Raw genomic sequence first — 16,013 nt, forward strand, 5'->3', positions numbered from 1 at the left:
AAAGTTTACATATTTTAGATTAATCCTATAATACGTTTACATTTAATATTTAGTCCTATTATTGGTTTACAATAATAGGATTTTTCTTATAATAACTCTTCCATAATTTTTCAACTTTTAAATTGTTCTGATGTACTTGATTTGGAGTAAGGTTTCCAATGCTCATATGCGGTCTTTCTTCATTATATAATTTTACAACTTGATCCAGTAAACTCTTAGCCTCTTCAATATTATCAATTTTATAATCATTTAAGTATTCTTCTTTTATAATGCCATTAACTCTTTCTGCTATTGCATTTTCAAGAGGATCTCCATTTTCTGTCATACTAATATTTATAGAGTTTTCCTTTAATAACTTTACATATTCATTACTACAATATTGTGTTCCTCTATCTGAATGATGTATTAATTTACAATGATTTGGCAAGTTAGATAATGCCATTTTTAAAGCTTTAATGGTTTCTGAGGTTTGTAAACTATAACCTAAATGATAACCAACAATCTTTTTTGAGTAAGCATCTGTTATAAAGCTTATATAACTAAAACTATTATTAAGCTTCCAATAAGTAATATCACTAACCCATAATTGATTAGGAGCTGTTGGAGCCATATTTTTAACTAGATTAGAATATTTTTTAAATCTATGGAATGAGTTTGTAGTGATTGTTTGTTTCTTTTTCCTTCTAACTAACAGATGATTAGCACCAAGTATATCAAACAATCGATCTCTTCCCATCTTAATTTGATGTTCTAATAAAAAAGGTTGAAGCTTTTCATAAAGCTTTCTACCTCCCATATGACGATGATTTCGACGTATCTTCAGAACTTGTTTTACTATTAATTCTTCTTCAAAACATAACTGTTCTTTATACCAAAAATGTTGGTAATATGCTTGACGAGTCACACCAAGTAATCGGCAGAACCTGCCTAAACTTACTTTGGGATAATTAGTTTTCATCTCTTGGATTACTTGGTATTGGACTTTTTTACAATCTTAATTTTTAGCTCTTTTTCAGTCAACTCTATCATTTTTTTATAAGTTTCAGCTAATAATTTAGCTTCTTCTAATTCTTTAAGTAAATCAGAATTAGATTTTTTAATGTTAGATTGACTCTTAGATTGTGACATAGTAGGTAAAGGTACAAAAGTAGATTTGGAATCATTATAACCAAATTCTCTTAACCAATAAGTAATTCGTGAATTACCAATTCTATATTTCTGTTCTATATCTCTACGAGTTGCTGTTCCTGTTAAAAACTCATTACAAACAAATCTTTTAAATTCTTCACTATATCTATTTTGCCACTTAGATGATGATGTCTTTGAATATCGTTCCATTTAATTACATTTGAATGTAAACCTATTTCAGGACAAGACAATTCAGACCTTTTACTAGTTTATAATCTAAAAAATTATTGAAGCAAACCCTAACTTAAATTCGGGGCAAATAGCTGAATTAATTTAATCTTTTATAAAATGAAATATTTTGAGTTAAAAAACAGTACAAATATAAAAGAAGTAGGTAAATTACCTCAGAGTGAAGACGGGTACTTTGGAGATGTGCAACAAAGTTTTATTCCTTTTGAAGGTTTAATAGATTTTGATTTTAAATTACCAGAACCAAAACTAGAAAAAAAAGCAAAACAGACTTCATTTCTTAATGTAATTATAACCTCTGGAAAGTTCTTAGTTATAGATGATGATTTTCTGAATTTTTTAAAAGATTTTAATATAGGAGAGTATCAAAGTTGGAAGATTAAAATCTATCAAGAAAAAGAATTAATTGAAAAGTATAACCTTTTCTTTTTAAATGATATAAAACAATCTGATTATATTGATTATACTAAAAGTAAATTTTATAAAGGAAAGTTCTTTGACTATGAAAACAAAGGTGAAATTGTTGAAATTATAAATTATCAAGATTTTTTAGAAAAGAGAGAAGCCGTAAAGAATGAAAAAAACAAGTTACACCTTTTAGATGAGAAAATAGTTTTTGATTTAAGAAGAGTTAAAGAAGATATGTTTAAAATAATGAACTCCCCTAGAAGTGGGTATTATATATCTGAAAGACTGAAAGAAGCTATAGAAGCAAAGGGGCTAACAGGAATGAGTTTTACAGAAATTGGAGACTTAAAAAATGTAGAAGTAATTTATTAAGAATTTTAACTTAAATTACTATAAAACAATTCTTTTTAATTTTAGATGTATTTGGGTCTTTTGATGATGAATAAAAAAAGAATATTTTTATTAATTTTTTTATTCATACCCTTTATAAAAAACAATCACTGAAAAATAAAGACTTAAGTTGTTTTGTAATTTTTAAAATAAAATTTATATAACAATTTAGTTAATAATAAAGAGGCTGAATTATTTGTTTTTTTAACTTAGAATTTAGCCTCTTTTTGTTTAACTCTAAACAATAGTTTATTGTTTATGAAAAACTTGTTGTTTTCACAACCTTTGATTTCTTAACGTTTTATAATTTTTTTGGTATGTAACTTACCTTCTGCGTTATAATTTATAAAATACATACCAGATGCAAATTTACTTATGTTTATTTCAACCTCTTTAATTATGTTTGGAATTGTAACAACTGTTTTTCCAATAGCATCAGATATTATAAGATTTTTGATACCTTCTTTATTTTTAGGTTTTATCATAAATTTACCATCAGATGGGTTTGGGTATATAAGTACTTCTTCTTGGTTTATGTATATATCATCATTATTTGTTTCAAAAGTGGTAGCAGACTTTCTAAATGAAACTCCTGGACGTAAATAATTTCCTAAATCTCCAATTCGTTCTCCATCACGAATAAAAGAAGGGAAGGTTATACTAAATTGTTTTGCTCTAACATTTTTTATATCATCTTCTCTCACAAGTAAATCACAGGCATTATTATCCTTTGCTTCAATAACTATTTTATCATTAGTATTATTTGAAGTGATACTCGAAACCCCACTTAAACTTACATGAGAAGCACTTATATATAACTGTATATCATCAACAGTATTTCCATTAGCAGAGTGACTAACCTTAAAGTTGTTTAGATTAATACTACTGCTAGCTGCTATCTGGGCATTAGCATTCCAATCACTAGTAAAAGAAATAATTCTACGACATCGGTTTAGAGGGCGATCCGTTATTGACTCCACCAGACTAGGGAAATATGCGCTTAATATACCTACAACGTAAGTGTTTACATCAATGCCAGAGTCTTTTTCTTCTCTCAATTGAATTAAGGCATTTTTTAAGCTTCTTAAGTATCTTGCAAATAACTCTTTATCTGCTTGGTTAAAATTTCTAAAAACACCTCTTTCTGCAGCAAATGGCATCCTAAAATTAGGAGATGTTACCTCATTTATAAGAATACAAAGAAAGCTAATTGTTGATTCAATTAAATTATTAGGGTCTATATGTAAACTAGCATCATTATAGAACCTGAACATGGTAAATGTAATAAATGAAGAAGGAGGTATAGTTTTTTTTGAAAATTGTGCTTTATCCACACTTTTAAGCCATAATTTTAAAAGTTTTAAAACTTTATGCCTCATTTCATTACGATTACTAGGATCGTTTTGCTCCAATTCATGATATTCATGATAAAAATCTGGAGCATTATCAGGAATCCACCTATTCCATACGTCATTTGGATCTGCTGTTGCCCCTAAAGGTTGATTTCCCCCAAATCCCATAACATGTCTGTTTGCATTCATCAAATTAATATCTTCTCTACCTCCATTTATTCTTAAAACTAGGGCAACATCTAAAGATAAACCTTCTAGACCATTACCTAATAAATTAACAATGGTAACAGCTGGTTTATATTCTAATCTATACCTAGCCTTATTATCAAATACTCTGTTAACTAAAAAATTATGCAATGATATTCTCATTGCTCTCGCATCTGGTCTCTCTCCATTGATTCCCACTACTATTTGTGAGTCTACATCAGAAGTAGTCAGAGCAGCTCCAGCAGCTCTACTACCTCCAACAACCAAATTAACATCATTAATACCAGCTTGAGGGAACTCACTTCTTAAATAATTAATAAGGTCCTGATTACTTATTTGCCCCGATAACTCATTAATCATTATTCCATATTGTTGATTTCCTAGAAAAGATAGACAATTCTCATGTACAAACCGTTCTAATACTCTATTTCCGCTTGTTAATATTTGATTTTGAGCATTCGCATAAAAGCTAATCATTATAAGAGCTAATAATGCAAATAACTTTTTATATATATGTATCATATTTTATATATTTATTTTTATTAATTATGAATTATTATCCCTCTTATTTTAAATTTAACCAAACTAAAATAAAGAGGTTTAATAGAATATATAAGTGTTATTTTATTAAGCTCTTTAGCTTATTTATTTCTTTATCTTGTTCTATTAAATGTAATGTAAGCTCTTCTATTTTTTCCAGAAGGATTTTAGTCATTTCTCCAATTTCTAATCCATTTTTCTGAACTTCCTTGACAGATGGTACATTAGGTAAGTGATTGTTTTTTTTTGTAAACTCTTCTATTTCTTTGAGTGATAACATTTTATAATCTTTTTTTAAGTTTGATGTACCTGTATAATACTTCTCAAAAACATAATCTGGGATTACATTTGTTAATACTACCACCTTATTGGTACGTACTAAACCATCTACATAAAGATTACGATTCATCTCGAAGTGATCATTTGAGCGTTCTCCTCTATATTTAAATATAGGAGTGTTGTTTGATACTTTTCCAAAATAGATTTTTCTATTAGATTGGTTTTCATTGGTGTCAAATGCAATATTGTTATCCCAAGTTACTGAGTTTCCGCTTACAGTACTAAAGCCTGCTCCTTGTGCATGACTTTTATTAACACCAAATGAAGTTAAAACAACAGAAAGAATAATTAATAATTGAAAATTAGATTTTGTAAAATTTTTCATTTTTATAAATGTTTAAATTAATGTTTATATAAAACGGAAACTTTAGTATGAGAAGTGTATAAAAAAGTAGAAGTGATTAAAATTTTTTTCAATATTAAACGTTCAGATTTAACATAGTTAAATCTGCTTTTAAAGAGAAAATTAAAAAAAATGATAGCTATAAAAACCTAGGATTTATTTACCATGGAAATTATATAAGAAATGTTACATTTTTAAGAACAGTGATATTTTAAAAATATAATAACAACTTATAAGAAAGCCTATGTTTTTATCATATGAAAGAGGTGATTAAAAATATCCTTTTATCCTATTAAAGTAATACTAACTTAAATCCATAAGTAATTTGAATTAAAACAACAGAGTTGGATTGAACGTTTTAATAAGGAGTTATAAAATATCTTAGCTTTAAAATAATGGATAAACATTGTTTATTATACATAGAAAAGAGGTTGCCTAAAAAGGTAGCTTCTTTTATGTTACAAAAAAGCTTTTTTTAGCTTATTAGTGTATTGCTTAGTAGTCTGTTTCATATAAAAACCTAAATAAATAACGGCTTTATCTATTGTATTAATGGCAAATACACTATAATCAAACTGATGGTTATAACCGTGAAGTAAAGCTTCTGTTTTCTCAGTAATCACTTCATACTCTGCTCTGGAAATATGGTTATGACCACCTGCATTGATGTACTTTTTAATACGTTGCTCGGTATTTTTAATAGCATCAAATAAAATTTCTAAATCGCTAGCCCCATTTACTAAAATGATTCGTTGTCTATTCAGTCCTTCTATAGCTAGTTCTTTTTCTTTTTTGATTGTTTTGTCTGATTTATCTACTGAATAATACTCCTTCCCTACTTCATTATTAAATTTTAAAACGGTTTCTAAATGCATTTTTGCCAAAACCTTCATCGGAACTATAATGGCATTGAATTTTTGTTGTAGTAAACTATGATATTGCCGTTCTGCTTTTAAAGTATATTGATTGTGAGGATCTTTAGTAATAACAAATAAACTAAAAGGGTTTTTAGTTACTTTATGGTTAATGGCTGCTACTTTGGTTAATAACTCTGAAAAAGGAATTGCTTGCTTTTGAAATACAGTAATATTTTCTATAACCTCATCTAATGCCTCTTTTCCATCCGTAGTAAATCGATTATCTGTATCGAAATCTAACGAGGAATTCGCTGTTCTATTAGTGTTTTGAGCTTGTGGAGTTGTTTCTTCTTTTTCACCACTATCAAATATGTCGTTATATGGGTTTGACATATTGCAAAGTACTTAATTTCTTTAGCAATTTCAAAATGAAGTTTCCAATAATTAATTACTGTATAACCACTACCTCAACACTAAGTCACTACTTTTCTACACTCATGCCTTTTTCAGTTTTTTACACTCACATTCTTAGTATCTTTAGTAAAGAATAGATAACCAACTAAAAAATTATAAATTATGACTACCTCTTTACATGACAATGAGATTGACCAAACTATTGTAAAAGCAGCTATTTATCCGCCAATTGGTATTATGCGTGTTGGAAATAGTGTTAATGAATACTTTATAGGCCCGTTAGTAGATAATCCAACTCCTAAAACCGATCCGTATGCTTATAGAGATGAATTAGGCGCGTTAAAAAGACAAGCAGCACAGTTTAGAATCTACGGTTTAAATGCTGCCGGACAAGCGGTAAAAGAATTAAACTCAGACAATGCTATTATTAGCTGGAGTAGCCATTTAGCTAATCAAAAAGCTTCTTGGTATCAATTTCAAATTGCTTTGGATATTCCTGAAGCTGCCGACGCACCTCCTTCTTTTTTAAGAAATATTGATGTTAAAGATAGAAAGGACTTATTAATTGATGGTGGTTCACAAACTGTTAGTGGTGTAAATGTAGATAGCGGTGCTACTTTTAAAGGTAGTTTTATGGGGAAATCTGTATATCTTGGTGAAATGCGTACGGATGACAAAGGACGCTTATTAATGTTAGGAGGACATGGTACATCTGAAAACATCAATGGAGATATTGCCATTACCTTTGCTAATAATGAAGGTTGGTATGACGATACCTCTGATGGGCCAGTAACAGCTTCCGTTAAATATGGTGCACAAATATTAGAAGTAGATCCTGCTTGGGTTGTGTGTGCTCCGCCAGATTATGCTCCTATGCAAAAATCTGTACGTACCATGTGGGACTTAATGCGAGATGTTGCCGTAAAATCAAAAATGTTACCGCGTCCAGAACGTCCATCTTTTACAAAAGACATCTTACCTATTTTTCAACGTATGACTGATTTACAATGGGTAAATGCAGGTTTTGCTGGTGGTTTTGGTTTTGGAGGGCCATTTAATTATACTTCTGAAGAATGGATTGCTCGTTTAGGAAATCCTTCTACTGCTTATACTGAAATGCGAAGAACTATTTCTAATAACTTTAGAAGAATCGACGTTTCGGGTGCAGAAGCACCTCAATTATGGCCTTGGTTATATGGTGATGCTATTAGTATTCCCACTACAGGCTCTGTACGTCAGCACGCTACTTTATCTGGTTTACAATTGGAGTTTTTAGATCAATGGGTAAAAGGAGATTTTGATGCCGATTACAATCCTAATGCATCAACCCCTACTAACATTGATGACATTCCAGTAACTGAACAGCCTGATATGTTAACCAAAGCTGCTATGGAATTTTGTTTGGCAGATGCTTTTCATCCTGGTTGTGAAATGACATGGCCTATGCGTACTTCTGGAATGTATATGGCGCCTTTTCGTTTAAAACATGCGCCTAAAACACCTCCTGTAAATACTATTTATTATGGACCAACTATGACTACAGATACATTAACTTTAGCAAAAGGGCCTTTATTAAACGGTCAGGTAGCTGGAGGAATTACGCGTTGGATGGCTATTCCTTGGCAAACCGATACGGCTAGTTGTAGAGATGGATATACAGCGCCGTATGATCCATACTTACCTACTTTTTGGCCAGCAAGAGTACCAAATAATATTTTAAATGAAACGGATTACGCAAAAACTATTGATCCGAATTTAGCAGAACCAGAAAGAATTGATGCTTTTGCTACGCGCCCTGATTGGTTGAATGATTTACCTTTAGATGGACAACCTGCTAATTATACCAATCAGATTAATAGCATGGTTAAGTATTTTGATAAGTTAGCGGTGGTGCAAAAACGTCCTGGGGTAACTGGTGATGCTAACTTCCCTAAAGAAATGCAAGTAGGTATTGTACCTAGCTCAAAACAAGATGCTGCTTTAATAGCCGCTACCTTAGACGATTTAAATACTATTGTAAATAGTAAAGCTTTAAATGCGGATACTCAAAAAGCGCTTCAAACTGCTGTTGAAAAGCTTTCTCATGAGAATTTATTAAATGAACAACTTTTAATAGAAAGTGCCAAAGGAGATTTAATAGCTTTAGTACATGATGAAATGAAAGATTTTGAAGCTACCCCTAATATTGTAAACACCATGGGTATGTTAGCTTCTAAGCTACATGATATTGATGAAGTAAAAGCGTTAGCTACTGCTGCACCGGAGAAAGTTGAAGTAGGTATTCCTGAAAAAATGTCTCGTTTTTCAAGGTTTATCCCTAAATAGAATAGACTTATAATTTTAACTTTAAAACATAGAATGTCACGTCGAGTGATTTTTCTGAATGAAAGAAAGGAAAATTGTATCGAGACGTTATAAAGTAATTCTCGATACAATTTTATTTTGATTTCAATGAGCTCAAAATCAATCAAATTACTTATCCTATTTATGAATAATAGTTTCGTATAAATTTAACTGTTCTCGATAATTTTTTTACTGCGTTAACACTTCATAAAAAACACTCGAACTTACATATGCAAAGAATTTATTCGTACACCATATTACAAGTAAAACATTTATAGGTTAGGTTGAGCACAATCGGAATCTTTTTCTAATAAATTAATACTTTTTTATGACACAAGAAACAGAAATAGTTATTATTGGTGGTGGCATTGCAGGTTGTATAGCTGCACTTTCTTTAGCTGATACGTTTAAAGTAACTATTATAGATAAGCTAGAAAAACCTATGGAACGTGTTGGAGAATCTTTAGCTCCTGCTGCACAACGTATTTTGAAACAGTTAGGGCTTCTTTCTACGAATGAAGAATCGATTGAAAATGGATTGTATATTAACAATATAGGAATGCAATCGTATTGGGGAAGTGATGCTGTACAATTTGTAGATCATTTAAAAAATCCTGATGGTTGTTCCCTTAGTCTAGATCGTCAACAGTTTGAAAGCTATTTAAGAAGCTGTGTGGTTAAAAAAGGAATTACTTGTTTTTGGGGCTATCGTTTTTTTAATGCTTCCTTAGAAAAATCAAACTGGAACCTTACTATAAAAAATGACGATCAGAAAAACAGAAAGGAGTATAAAATTACTTCTAAGTTAGTGATTGATGCTACTGGTAGAGGGAGTCATTTTTCCCGTAGCATAGGTATTAAACGGTTAACTTTTGATCAATTAATTTCTTGCTGGATAAGTTTACCTAATACCGCTACTAATACCATGAGTACTATTGTTTCTGACGCTTTAGGTTGGTGGTATAGCGCTGTAACTCCTAATAATAAAAGGGTTTTATCTTTTCAAACCGATCCTGATTTAGTATCACGAACTACTTTTAAACACAAAACTGATTTTTTAAAATTAGTAGCTTCTAATTCTAAAATGCAACCACTCATTACTAACGTTTCTATTAATGACATTAATTTCCATGGTACTGTAAGTGCTAATTCTACCCGACTACTTCAACCTTCTGGTAAACAATGGATTGCTTTAGGTGATGCGGCAATTAGTTTTGACCCACTTTCTTCTCAGGGTATGTTTAATGCCATGGCTACCGCCATGCAAGTAACTGATTTATTAATTGCTAATAATTTTATACACCAATATAATACTGAAAAAATGGCGCAGTTTTCATACTTATATTCACAACAAATTGAAGCTATTTGGCAACATTACTTAAAACATAAATCGTTATTCTACACTACTGAAAAACGTTGGAATAAGCATCCTTTTTGGCAACGAAGACAAGAGGAAGTTACTGTAAAAGTGTAATACTAGATTATAAGTATGAAAACATATCACGAATAATTATATCATTTCCTACATAAATTCACTCATTTAAACTATCTTATTTTCGTTTCTCGAACAAACAAAAAAGATATCGAGAACTAAATACTAGCCCTCGATACCTAAATTCTATTATCTTATTTATGAATCCCTTTTTCTACAATTGATGCTTCATGTATTCTTCTACTTCTTGTTTTGCTTTTAAATCTTCTACTTGTTTTGTAGATTTTCCTTCTGCACGCTTAATAAAGGCATCAAATAAATGGCTCATATAAATTGGAGAAGTATCACTTGTATAACTTACTGCATTATGACAACTAAAACAATTTGCTAAAGTTTCTACATTTACCTTAGACAAACTACTTTGAAATGTTTGTGTATACGTTTCCATAGTAACATTAGCACAATTTAATGAACCTCTTGCTACTGAACCTGGAGTCCCTTTATGAACATCTCCTTTTAACTTTACTAATAACTCAGCTTGTTGTTGTGTGGTTAAACCATCAGTATCTATCCAAATAGATCCATTATAAAAATAATTTTTCCAAGGTCCTTCTTCTTTTTCTAAATTCTTTTTTACACAGGTATTAATATTTTGAATGTTTTCAAAATTCACTGGTTCAGATTGACTTGTTTTCATAAAAGCTCCAGTGGTATCTACTGGAACTCCATATTTGAATAGATCATATGCCTTGTATTTCTCTTTAGCTGAAGATCCTGTCCATAAAATTCCATCAATACCAGTAGTACTACCTTTTGCAAATAATAATTTATCTGCTGACGCTTCTGCTTTATCTTCTTTCCAATTATAATTAGGTGCTAAATCATGATGCTCAAAAGTAGCCCAAATAAACTCAGGATGATTCTCTACTACTCCAACAACGTGCATTCCTAACAAGGCTACTTCTGTATTTTTATAATTCTTTCCATCTCTACTCACTGCTGCTACAGTTGTATAATAGTTCTTCTGTTCACTTTCTTTAATAGCATTCTTAGCTACCCAAGATACCTTTAACTCAAACGACCCTACAGGAAAAGAAGACAAGTTGTTTTTTGCTAAAGTTCCTTTAAGGATAGAATCTTTAAATTGTTCTGCAGCATTTTTCATAGTGGGGTTTACATGGATAGAATATAAAACGGTACCTTCTTTTCCTTTAGTCCCATACGTTGGATTGGTTTTTAAAACACCACTTGATCCTGCCTGTAATGAATCTGTTAATACTAAAGCAGCTCCTGCCTGCTGTTTTACAGGTTGCATATGCGAATCTACCTGATGTACTTCTTTAGGATTTAAAAACAATGGAATTTTTACTTTAACTGGTATTGGTGTTGGTTCTCCTCTTGTAATAATAGGGATTAAAGTTACTTCTGTAGTAGGTTTAGTTAACCACAAAAACTTTTGCCAAGACCATTGATGAAATATAGCATTGGTAGTACTTGAAACATCAAATGGACTTCCTTTTCCTTCTGCTGGATTTTTAGTTTGTGAATGCGGAAACCAATCACTTTCACACAAACTCTTATCTGCTTTCACATTATAGGCTACTTTTTCTGTTTCTTTTTCAATTACTTTTTTTTCTGTTTCTTTCTTCTTACATGAAGAAAAAAACACCATACTAAAAGCTAGTAAGGTTACTGTTAATTTAATGGTTGATTTCATAATAAGTCAGTTTTTACGTTATGTTCAAAGTTAGGTTTTTACGCTATAGTACTTTTAGCAAATGTCATGAGCTATCTATTTTTTGTTACAAGTACTGTTATATACGTATTAAGTGTAGTCTTTTAAAGTTAATGATTAATTTTTAAATAGTGTTCTTAACTTTCAATAAAAAAGCGTTAGTTTTGCAGGCTTTTTTTTATTTTTAAAAACAAAAACATGAATAAACACGAAGAATATATGAGTGAAGCTGTAAAAGCAGCTTTAAAGGGAATGAGCAATAATGAAGGTGGGCCTTTTGGATGTATTATTGTTAAAGATGGTGAAATTGTTGGTAGAGGAAATAACAAAGTAACTTCTACAAATGATCCTACTGCACATGCTGAAGTAACTGCTATTCGTGATGCATGTAAAAATTTAGGTTCGTTTCAATTAGATGGTTGTATCGTATACACGTCTTGTGAGCCTTGCCCAATGTGCTTAGGTGCTATTTATTGGTCACGTCCTGATAAAGTATTTTATGGAAGTAATCAACAAGATGCTGCTAATATTGGGTTTGATGACGAGTTTATTTACAAAGAAATTCCATTGCCTTATGAGAAAAGAAGTATACCTTTTGAGCAAATTGGCAGAGATATTGCCTTAGAGCCTTTTCAAAAATGGTCACAAAAAGATGATAAAATAGAATACTAAACTTATGGTTACTTTAGAAAACGAATCCTTAACGGTAGAATTAACAACTTTAGGCGCCGAGCTTACCAAAATTTATTCTAAAGAAACCCAATTAGATTACTTATGGAAGGGTGACGCTTCTTTTTGGAAGCGCCACGCTCCTATTTTATTTCCTATTGTTGGTAAGTTAAAAAATAATACGTACTCTATAAATAATAAAGAATACCAACTAACACAACATGGATTTGCCAGAGATGAAGTATTTTCAATAGCTTCTCAATCCAATACACAAATCACTTTTGAGTTATCACACTCTTTAAAAACACTTGATAAATACCCTTTTAAATTTACTTTACAGGTGAGCTATAAATTGATAGCACAACAAATAGAAGTAATTTATAAGGTACTTAATACGGATACAAAAGCTATTTATTTTTCTATAGGCGCACATCCTGCCTTCAATTGTCCTCTTACACCTAACAGTTCTTTTCACGATTATTATGTTGAATTTGAACAAAAAGAAACACCTACTCAACTAAGTTTAGATCCATCTACTGGCTTTAGAAATGGAGAAAGTAATCAGGTAAGTATAGGTAAACAATTGCCACTCAACTACGATTTATTTAAAAACGATGCTGTTATTTTTGAAGATATACAGTCTCAAAAAGTTTCCTTAAAATCTACCAAGCACTCTCACGGAATTCATTTATACATCCCTAATTGGGAATATTTAGCTTTTTGGACTAAAAGAGAAAATACGCCTTTTATTTGTTTTGAACCTTGGTTGGGTATTACCGATGGTGAAGATAGTACTGGAAACTTTAAGGGTAAAAAAGGAATTATAGAATTACCTACTACCAATACATTTGAGAGTACTTATACTTTTGAATTCTTTTAATAATAACTAAAAGTATAAAATAAAGATTTCACAGCTATTTGTATATTTACTTTATAACATTGAAGTAATAAATGAATCGTAATTTTCTAACACAATGCTATCCTAACCTTGATAAAAAGTTATTACTGGAAATAGAGAAGTATGCTTATATTAAAAAGTTTAATAACCATGAATATGTTGTAAAACAAAATCAAACAATTAACCATTTACCAGTTGTAATTGATGGTACAATTAAAGTATTTAGTGAAGAAGATACTGTTCCATTTTTATTATACTTTCTTACTTCTGGTGAATCTTGTATTTTTAGTTTTACACATATTATAAATAGTTCTCCTGCTGAATTTTCTGCTATTACAGAGTCTAATGCTACCTTATTAATGATTCCTGTAGAATATGTAAAGTTATGGATTCTACAATACCCTTCTTTTAGTAACATTATAATTGCCAATTATCAAAAACATTATTCCGACCTTTTAAATACAACAAAACAAATTATTGGTAATACTTTAGAACAACGATTAATTGATTACTTAAAAAAGAAAGTTACTCTTGAAAAAACTGATATCCTTTCTATTTCTCATCAAGAAATTGCAAATGATCTAGGTACTTCAAGAGAAGTTGTTACTCGACTGTTAAAAAAATTAAATAATAACCAACAAGTACAACAAATAGGTCGTAAAATAAAAGTATTCTAATGTGACATGTGTCACTGTAGCCTTTATCTTCCTCTTATATTTTTGTTTATAACAAAAAACACATGCTCATGTCTGTACAAACTATTTTAGTACCTAATAACTCATTAATAACAAAAACTCCAGAAGAAGGAAGAGCCTTAGCTGTAAAAATGGCTCGTCTTATTATAAAACTAACGCAGCCCGATGCTGAAATACGAGATCAATTGCGTCCTACATATGCAAATGATGCTGCTATGTTAATTGCAATTGGTCAAACAATAGCTACTGAATTTGCCACTATTGCTAAAGCTAATAATTATTGGAAGTAAGTTAATTGTATACAAAGTATTCATTTTAAAAATGGATACTTTGTGTATTTATTTTCAATTGTTTTTCTTTAAGGCGAATTAAATTTCAATGCTTTTATATGAACTACCACAATAAAAAATTTCGCCCTTTGTATAATTCCGGTAATGGTGAAGTTTCAAGCGATATGATATTTCATTACCAACAAGAAAAAAACATACTTACCTGTGAATATGAAGGCCAACATATTTTAAAAGGACACTTAATAGGCAAGGTTAGTGATGATGGTGTGATTGACATGCGATATCATCAAATAAATAAACAAGGAGAGTTAATGACTGGAACTTGTACCTCTACTCCTGAAGTAGGAACTAATGGAAAAATAAAACTCTATGAGGAATGGCAATGGACTTCAGGAAATAAATCTAAAGGTAGTTCTGTTTTAGAAGAAATTTAACACAATGTCTAATAGTTTTTTACAAATAACTTGCGTTCTATACTACTTGGCTTATATTTGACGTTAGATATCTAATCATTCAAAATTTAAAGCTATTATACCAAATCAACTACCTTTGAAACAAACGTTCTTTCTCTTATTTTTAATAAATTTTTTCTACGTCGAAGCTCAGGAATCTGTTTTCTATACTAAAGAAACTAATAAAAATTTTACTCTAAATAAATTTGGACTTGAAGTATACAATCTAAACTTTATTAAAAATAATGAGTATTTTAATTTTATAACAGATGGATTGACATTGTTGGGTACGCAATTACATCCAGAATTCATTTATAATAATTCTGAAAAAACACAATTTAAAGCAGGTGTTTTTCTTCAAAAAAACTTTGGTGAGACTAAAATTGATTTTATCATTCCTACTTTTAGCTTCAATTATTTACAAGGTAATCATCAATTTACTATAGGTAATTGGTCTGCCAAAAACAATCATGGAATGATTGAACCTATGATGGCTAGTGAAAAAATTTTAACGAATGCATTAATTGAAACTGGAGCTAGATATCAATATACTACTTCTAAGTTTTCAATAGATGCTTGGATGGACTGGGAAAAATACATTCGCCCTTTTGATAATTTTAGAGAAGTATTTACGGTTGGGATCTCTTCAAAAGTAAATCTCTTTAAAAATTTTTCGATGCCTATTCAATATACTGTTCGACATAAAGGTGGACAGGTAAATTTAAAATTTAGAGATGAACAAACTCAAACTGATATTTCAGATATTCATAATGTAGCTTTGGGTTTAGAATACAAGACTTCAAATAAGACAAGCAAAGGGCTTATATTTAGCTATTATTTTTTAGCTCACAATGCCAATGGAGTTAAAGAATATCCTTTTGCTAATGGAAATGCTCACTACTTTAGAGTAAAATACTTGATCAGAGATTTTAACTTTATGTTAGCTTATTATCATGCCAATCAATTTATTTCTTCAAGAGGAAATGAAATGTTTCAAACTTATTCTCTTAGAAGTAATATTAATTATTGGAATGGTGTTTTGGACAATCGATATGTTGGACTTACTGAACCAAACAGAAAACTACTTTTTTCTAAGGTATATTATGAAAAAAAATTAGCTAAAAATGTAAAAGTTGGTGTACAAGGCGAAGCTTTTTTCCAGTTAAACAATTCTTTTGAAAGTGTTGGTGTTGAAGGAAATAAAAAACATCAATTTGATTACTCCTATGGGGTTTATGTTTTATTAAATGATATATTTAATTTTTAAGTTAA

Annotated in this window: 15 protein-coding genes; 9 read left to right on the plus strand and 6 right to left on the minus strand. The window is 30.3% G+C overall.

Annotation, left to right across the window (positions count from 1 at the left end; translation table 11 throughout):
• Positions 1–58: 58 nt before the first annotated feature.
• Both ABNT65_RS06510 and ABNT65_RS06515 read right to left on the minus strand, forming a co-directional pair.
• Entirely contained in the window at positions 59–958 is a 900-nt protein-coding gene (locus ABNT65_RS06510) for an IS3 family transposase (RefSeq protein ID WP_348746436.1), read from the minus strand.
• A gap of 8 nt (positions 959–966) precedes the next feature.
• Positions 967–1,338: a hypothetical protein gene (locus ABNT65_RS06515; protein ID WP_348705341.1), complete on the minus strand. Its 372-nt coding sequence runs from the start codon at positions 1,336–1,338 to the stop codon at positions 967–969.
• Positions 1,339–1,476: 138 nt separating this feature from the next.
• On the opposite strand from ABNT65_RS06515, the gene ABNT65_RS06520 reads away from it, so the two are divergent.
• Positions 1,477–2,157, plus strand: coding sequence for a hypothetical protein (locus ABNT65_RS06520; RefSeq protein ID WP_348747474.1), 681 nt, complete (start codon positions 1,477–1,479; stop codon positions 2,155–2,157).
• A gap of 311 nt (positions 2,158–2,468) precedes the next feature.
• Here the strand turns inward: ABNT65_RS06520 and ABNT65_RS06525 are convergent, their stop codons facing one another.
• The 3 genes from ABNT65_RS06525 to ABNT65_RS06535 all read right to left on the minus strand — a co-directional run bounded on the left by ABNT65_RS06525 (position 2,469) and on the right by ABNT65_RS06535 (position 6,206).
• Positions 2,469–4,256: a T9SS type A sorting domain-containing protein gene (locus tag ABNT65_RS06525; protein ID WP_348747475.1), complete on the minus strand. Its 1,788-nt coding sequence runs from the start codon at positions 4,254–4,256 to the stop codon at positions 2,469–2,471.
• A 97-nt stretch (positions 4,257–4,353) separates the two neighbouring features.
• Positions 4,354–4,938 carry a hypothetical protein gene (locus tag ABNT65_RS06530; RefSeq protein ID WP_348740275.1) on the minus strand — a complete coding sequence of 195 codons (585 nt, stop codon included), beginning with the start codon at positions 4,936–4,938 and terminating at the stop codon, positions 4,354–4,356.
• A 476-nt stretch (positions 4,939–5,414) separates the two neighbouring features.
• Positions 5,415–6,206, minus strand: a complete 792-nt coding sequence (locus ABNT65_RS06535; protein WP_348747476.1) for a hypothetical protein — start codon at positions 6,204–6,206, stop codon at positions 5,415–5,417.
• A 183-nt stretch (positions 6,207–6,389) separates the two neighbouring features.
• On the opposite strand from ABNT65_RS06535, the gene ABNT65_RS06540 reads away from it, so the two are divergent.
• The gene (locus ABNT65_RS06540) at positions 6,390–8,552 is read left to right on the plus strand and encodes a LodA/GoxA family CTQ-dependent oxidase (RefSeq protein ID WP_348747477.1); all 2,163 of its coding nucleotides are present in this window, start codon (positions 6,390–6,392) and stop codon (positions 8,550–8,552) included.
• Between the two features lie 346 nt (positions 8,553–8,898).
• Positions 8,899–10,044, plus strand: a complete 1,146-nt coding sequence (locus ABNT65_RS06545; RefSeq protein WP_348747478.1) for a tryptophan 7-halogenase — start codon at positions 8,899–8,901, stop codon at positions 10,042–10,044.
• 172 nt (positions 10,045–10,216) lie between these two features.
• Here ABNT65_RS06545 and ABNT65_RS06550 read toward each other — a convergent pair whose 3' ends face one another.
• Positions 10,217–11,719 carry a hypothetical protein gene (locus ABNT65_RS06550; protein WP_348747479.1) on the minus strand — a complete coding sequence of 501 codons (1,503 nt, stop codon included), beginning with the start codon at positions 11,717–11,719 and terminating at the stop codon, positions 10,217–10,219.
• A gap of 216 nt (positions 11,720–11,935) precedes the next feature.
• On the opposite strand from ABNT65_RS06550, the gene ABNT65_RS06555 reads away from it, so the two are divergent.
• The 6 genes from ABNT65_RS06555 to ABNT65_RS06580 all read left to right on the plus strand — a co-directional run bounded on the left by ABNT65_RS06555 (position 11,936) and on the right by ABNT65_RS06580 (position 16,008).
• Complete coding sequence (locus ABNT65_RS06555) at positions 11,936–12,409, plus strand: nucleoside deaminase (protein ID WP_348707339.1); 474 nt, start codon at positions 11,936–11,938, stop codon at positions 12,407–12,409.
• Between the two features lie 4 nt (positions 12,410–12,413).
• Positions 12,414–13,286 (plus strand): aldose 1-epimerase family protein, encoded by an 873-nt coding sequence (locus ABNT65_RS06560; RefSeq protein WP_348740282.1) that lies wholly within the window; start codon positions 12,414–12,416, stop codon positions 13,284–13,286.
• Positions 13,287–13,357: 71 nt separating this feature from the next.
• Positions 13,358–13,981: a Crp/Fnr family transcriptional regulator gene (locus ABNT65_RS06565; RefSeq protein ID WP_348740284.1), complete on the plus strand. Its 624-nt coding sequence runs from the start codon at positions 13,358–13,360 to the stop codon at positions 13,979–13,981.
• Between the two features lie 68 nt (positions 13,982–14,049).
• The gene (locus tag ABNT65_RS06570) at positions 14,050–14,289 is read left to right on the plus strand and encodes a hexameric tyrosine-coordinated heme protein (RefSeq protein WP_348707343.1); all 240 of its coding nucleotides are present in this window, start codon (positions 14,050–14,052) and stop codon (positions 14,287–14,289) included.
• A 98-nt stretch (positions 14,290–14,387) separates the two neighbouring features.
• On the plus strand, positions 14,388–14,723 hold the full coding sequence (locus ABNT65_RS06575) for a n-acetylglutamate synthase (RefSeq protein WP_348740286.1): 336 nt from the start codon (positions 14,388–14,390) through the stop codon (positions 14,721–14,723).
• 115 nt (positions 14,724–14,838) lie between these two features.
• Positions 14,839–16,008 carry a hypothetical protein gene (locus tag ABNT65_RS06580; RefSeq protein WP_348747480.1) on the plus strand — a complete coding sequence of 390 codons (1,170 nt, stop codon included), beginning with the start codon at positions 14,839–14,841 and terminating at the stop codon, positions 16,006–16,008.
• The last annotated feature ends 5 nt before the right edge of the window (positions 16,009–16,013 follow it).

The organism is Tenacibaculum sp. 190524A02b (assembly GCF_964036645.1).
Lineage (GTDB): Bacteria > Bacteroidota > Bacteroidia > Flavobacteriales > Flavobacteriaceae > Polaribacter > Polaribacter vairaonense.

Coding starts and splice junctions, on each gene's coding strand:
- ABNT65_RS06510 (WP_348746436.1), bottom strand. CDS start 958: ATGAAAACTAATTATCCCAAAGTAAGTTTAGGCAGGTTCTGCCGATTA.
- ABNT65_RS06515 (WP_348705341.1), bottom strand. CDS start 1,338: ATGGAACGATATTCAAAGACATCATCATCTAAGTGGCAAAATAGATAT.
- ABNT65_RS06520 (WP_348747474.1), top strand. CDS start 1,477: ATGAAATATTTTGAGTTAAAAAACAGTACAAATATAAAAGAAGTAGGT.
- ABNT65_RS06525 (WP_348747475.1), bottom strand. CDS start 4,256: ATGATACATATATATAAAAAGTTATTTGCATTATTAGCTCTTATAATG.
- ABNT65_RS06530 (WP_348740275.1), bottom strand. CDS start 4,938: ATGAAAAATTTTACAAAATCTAATTTTCAATTATTAATTATTCTTTCT.
- ABNT65_RS06535 (WP_348747476.1), bottom strand. CDS start 6,206: ATGTCAAACCCATATAACGACATATTTGATAGTGGTGAAAAAGAAGAA.
- ABNT65_RS06540 (WP_348747477.1), top strand. CDS start 6,390: ATGACTACCTCTTTACATGACAATGAGATTGACCAAACTATTGTAAAA.
- ABNT65_RS06545 (WP_348747478.1), top strand. CDS start 8,899: ATGACACAAGAAACAGAAATAGTTATTATTGGTGGTGGCATTGCAGGT.
- ABNT65_RS06550 (WP_348747479.1), bottom strand. CDS start 11,719: ATGAAATCAACCATTAAATTAACAGTAACCTTACTAGCTTTTAGTATG.
- ABNT65_RS06555 (WP_348707339.1), top strand. CDS start 11,936: ATGAATAAACACGAAGAATATATGAGTGAAGCTGTAAAAGCAGCTTTA.
- ABNT65_RS06560 (WP_348740282.1), top strand. CDS start 12,414: ATGGTTACTTTAGAAAACGAATCCTTAACGGTAGAATTAACAACTTTA.
- ABNT65_RS06565 (WP_348740284.1), top strand. CDS start 13,358: ATGAATCGTAATTTTCTAACACAATGCTATCCTAACCTTGATAAAAAG.
- ABNT65_RS06570 (WP_348707343.1), top strand. CDS start 14,050: ATGTCTGTACAAACTATTTTAGTACCTAATAACTCATTAATAACAAAA.
- ABNT65_RS06575 (WP_348740286.1), top strand. CDS start 14,388: ATGAACTACCACAATAAAAAATTTCGCCCTTTGTATAATTCCGGTAAT.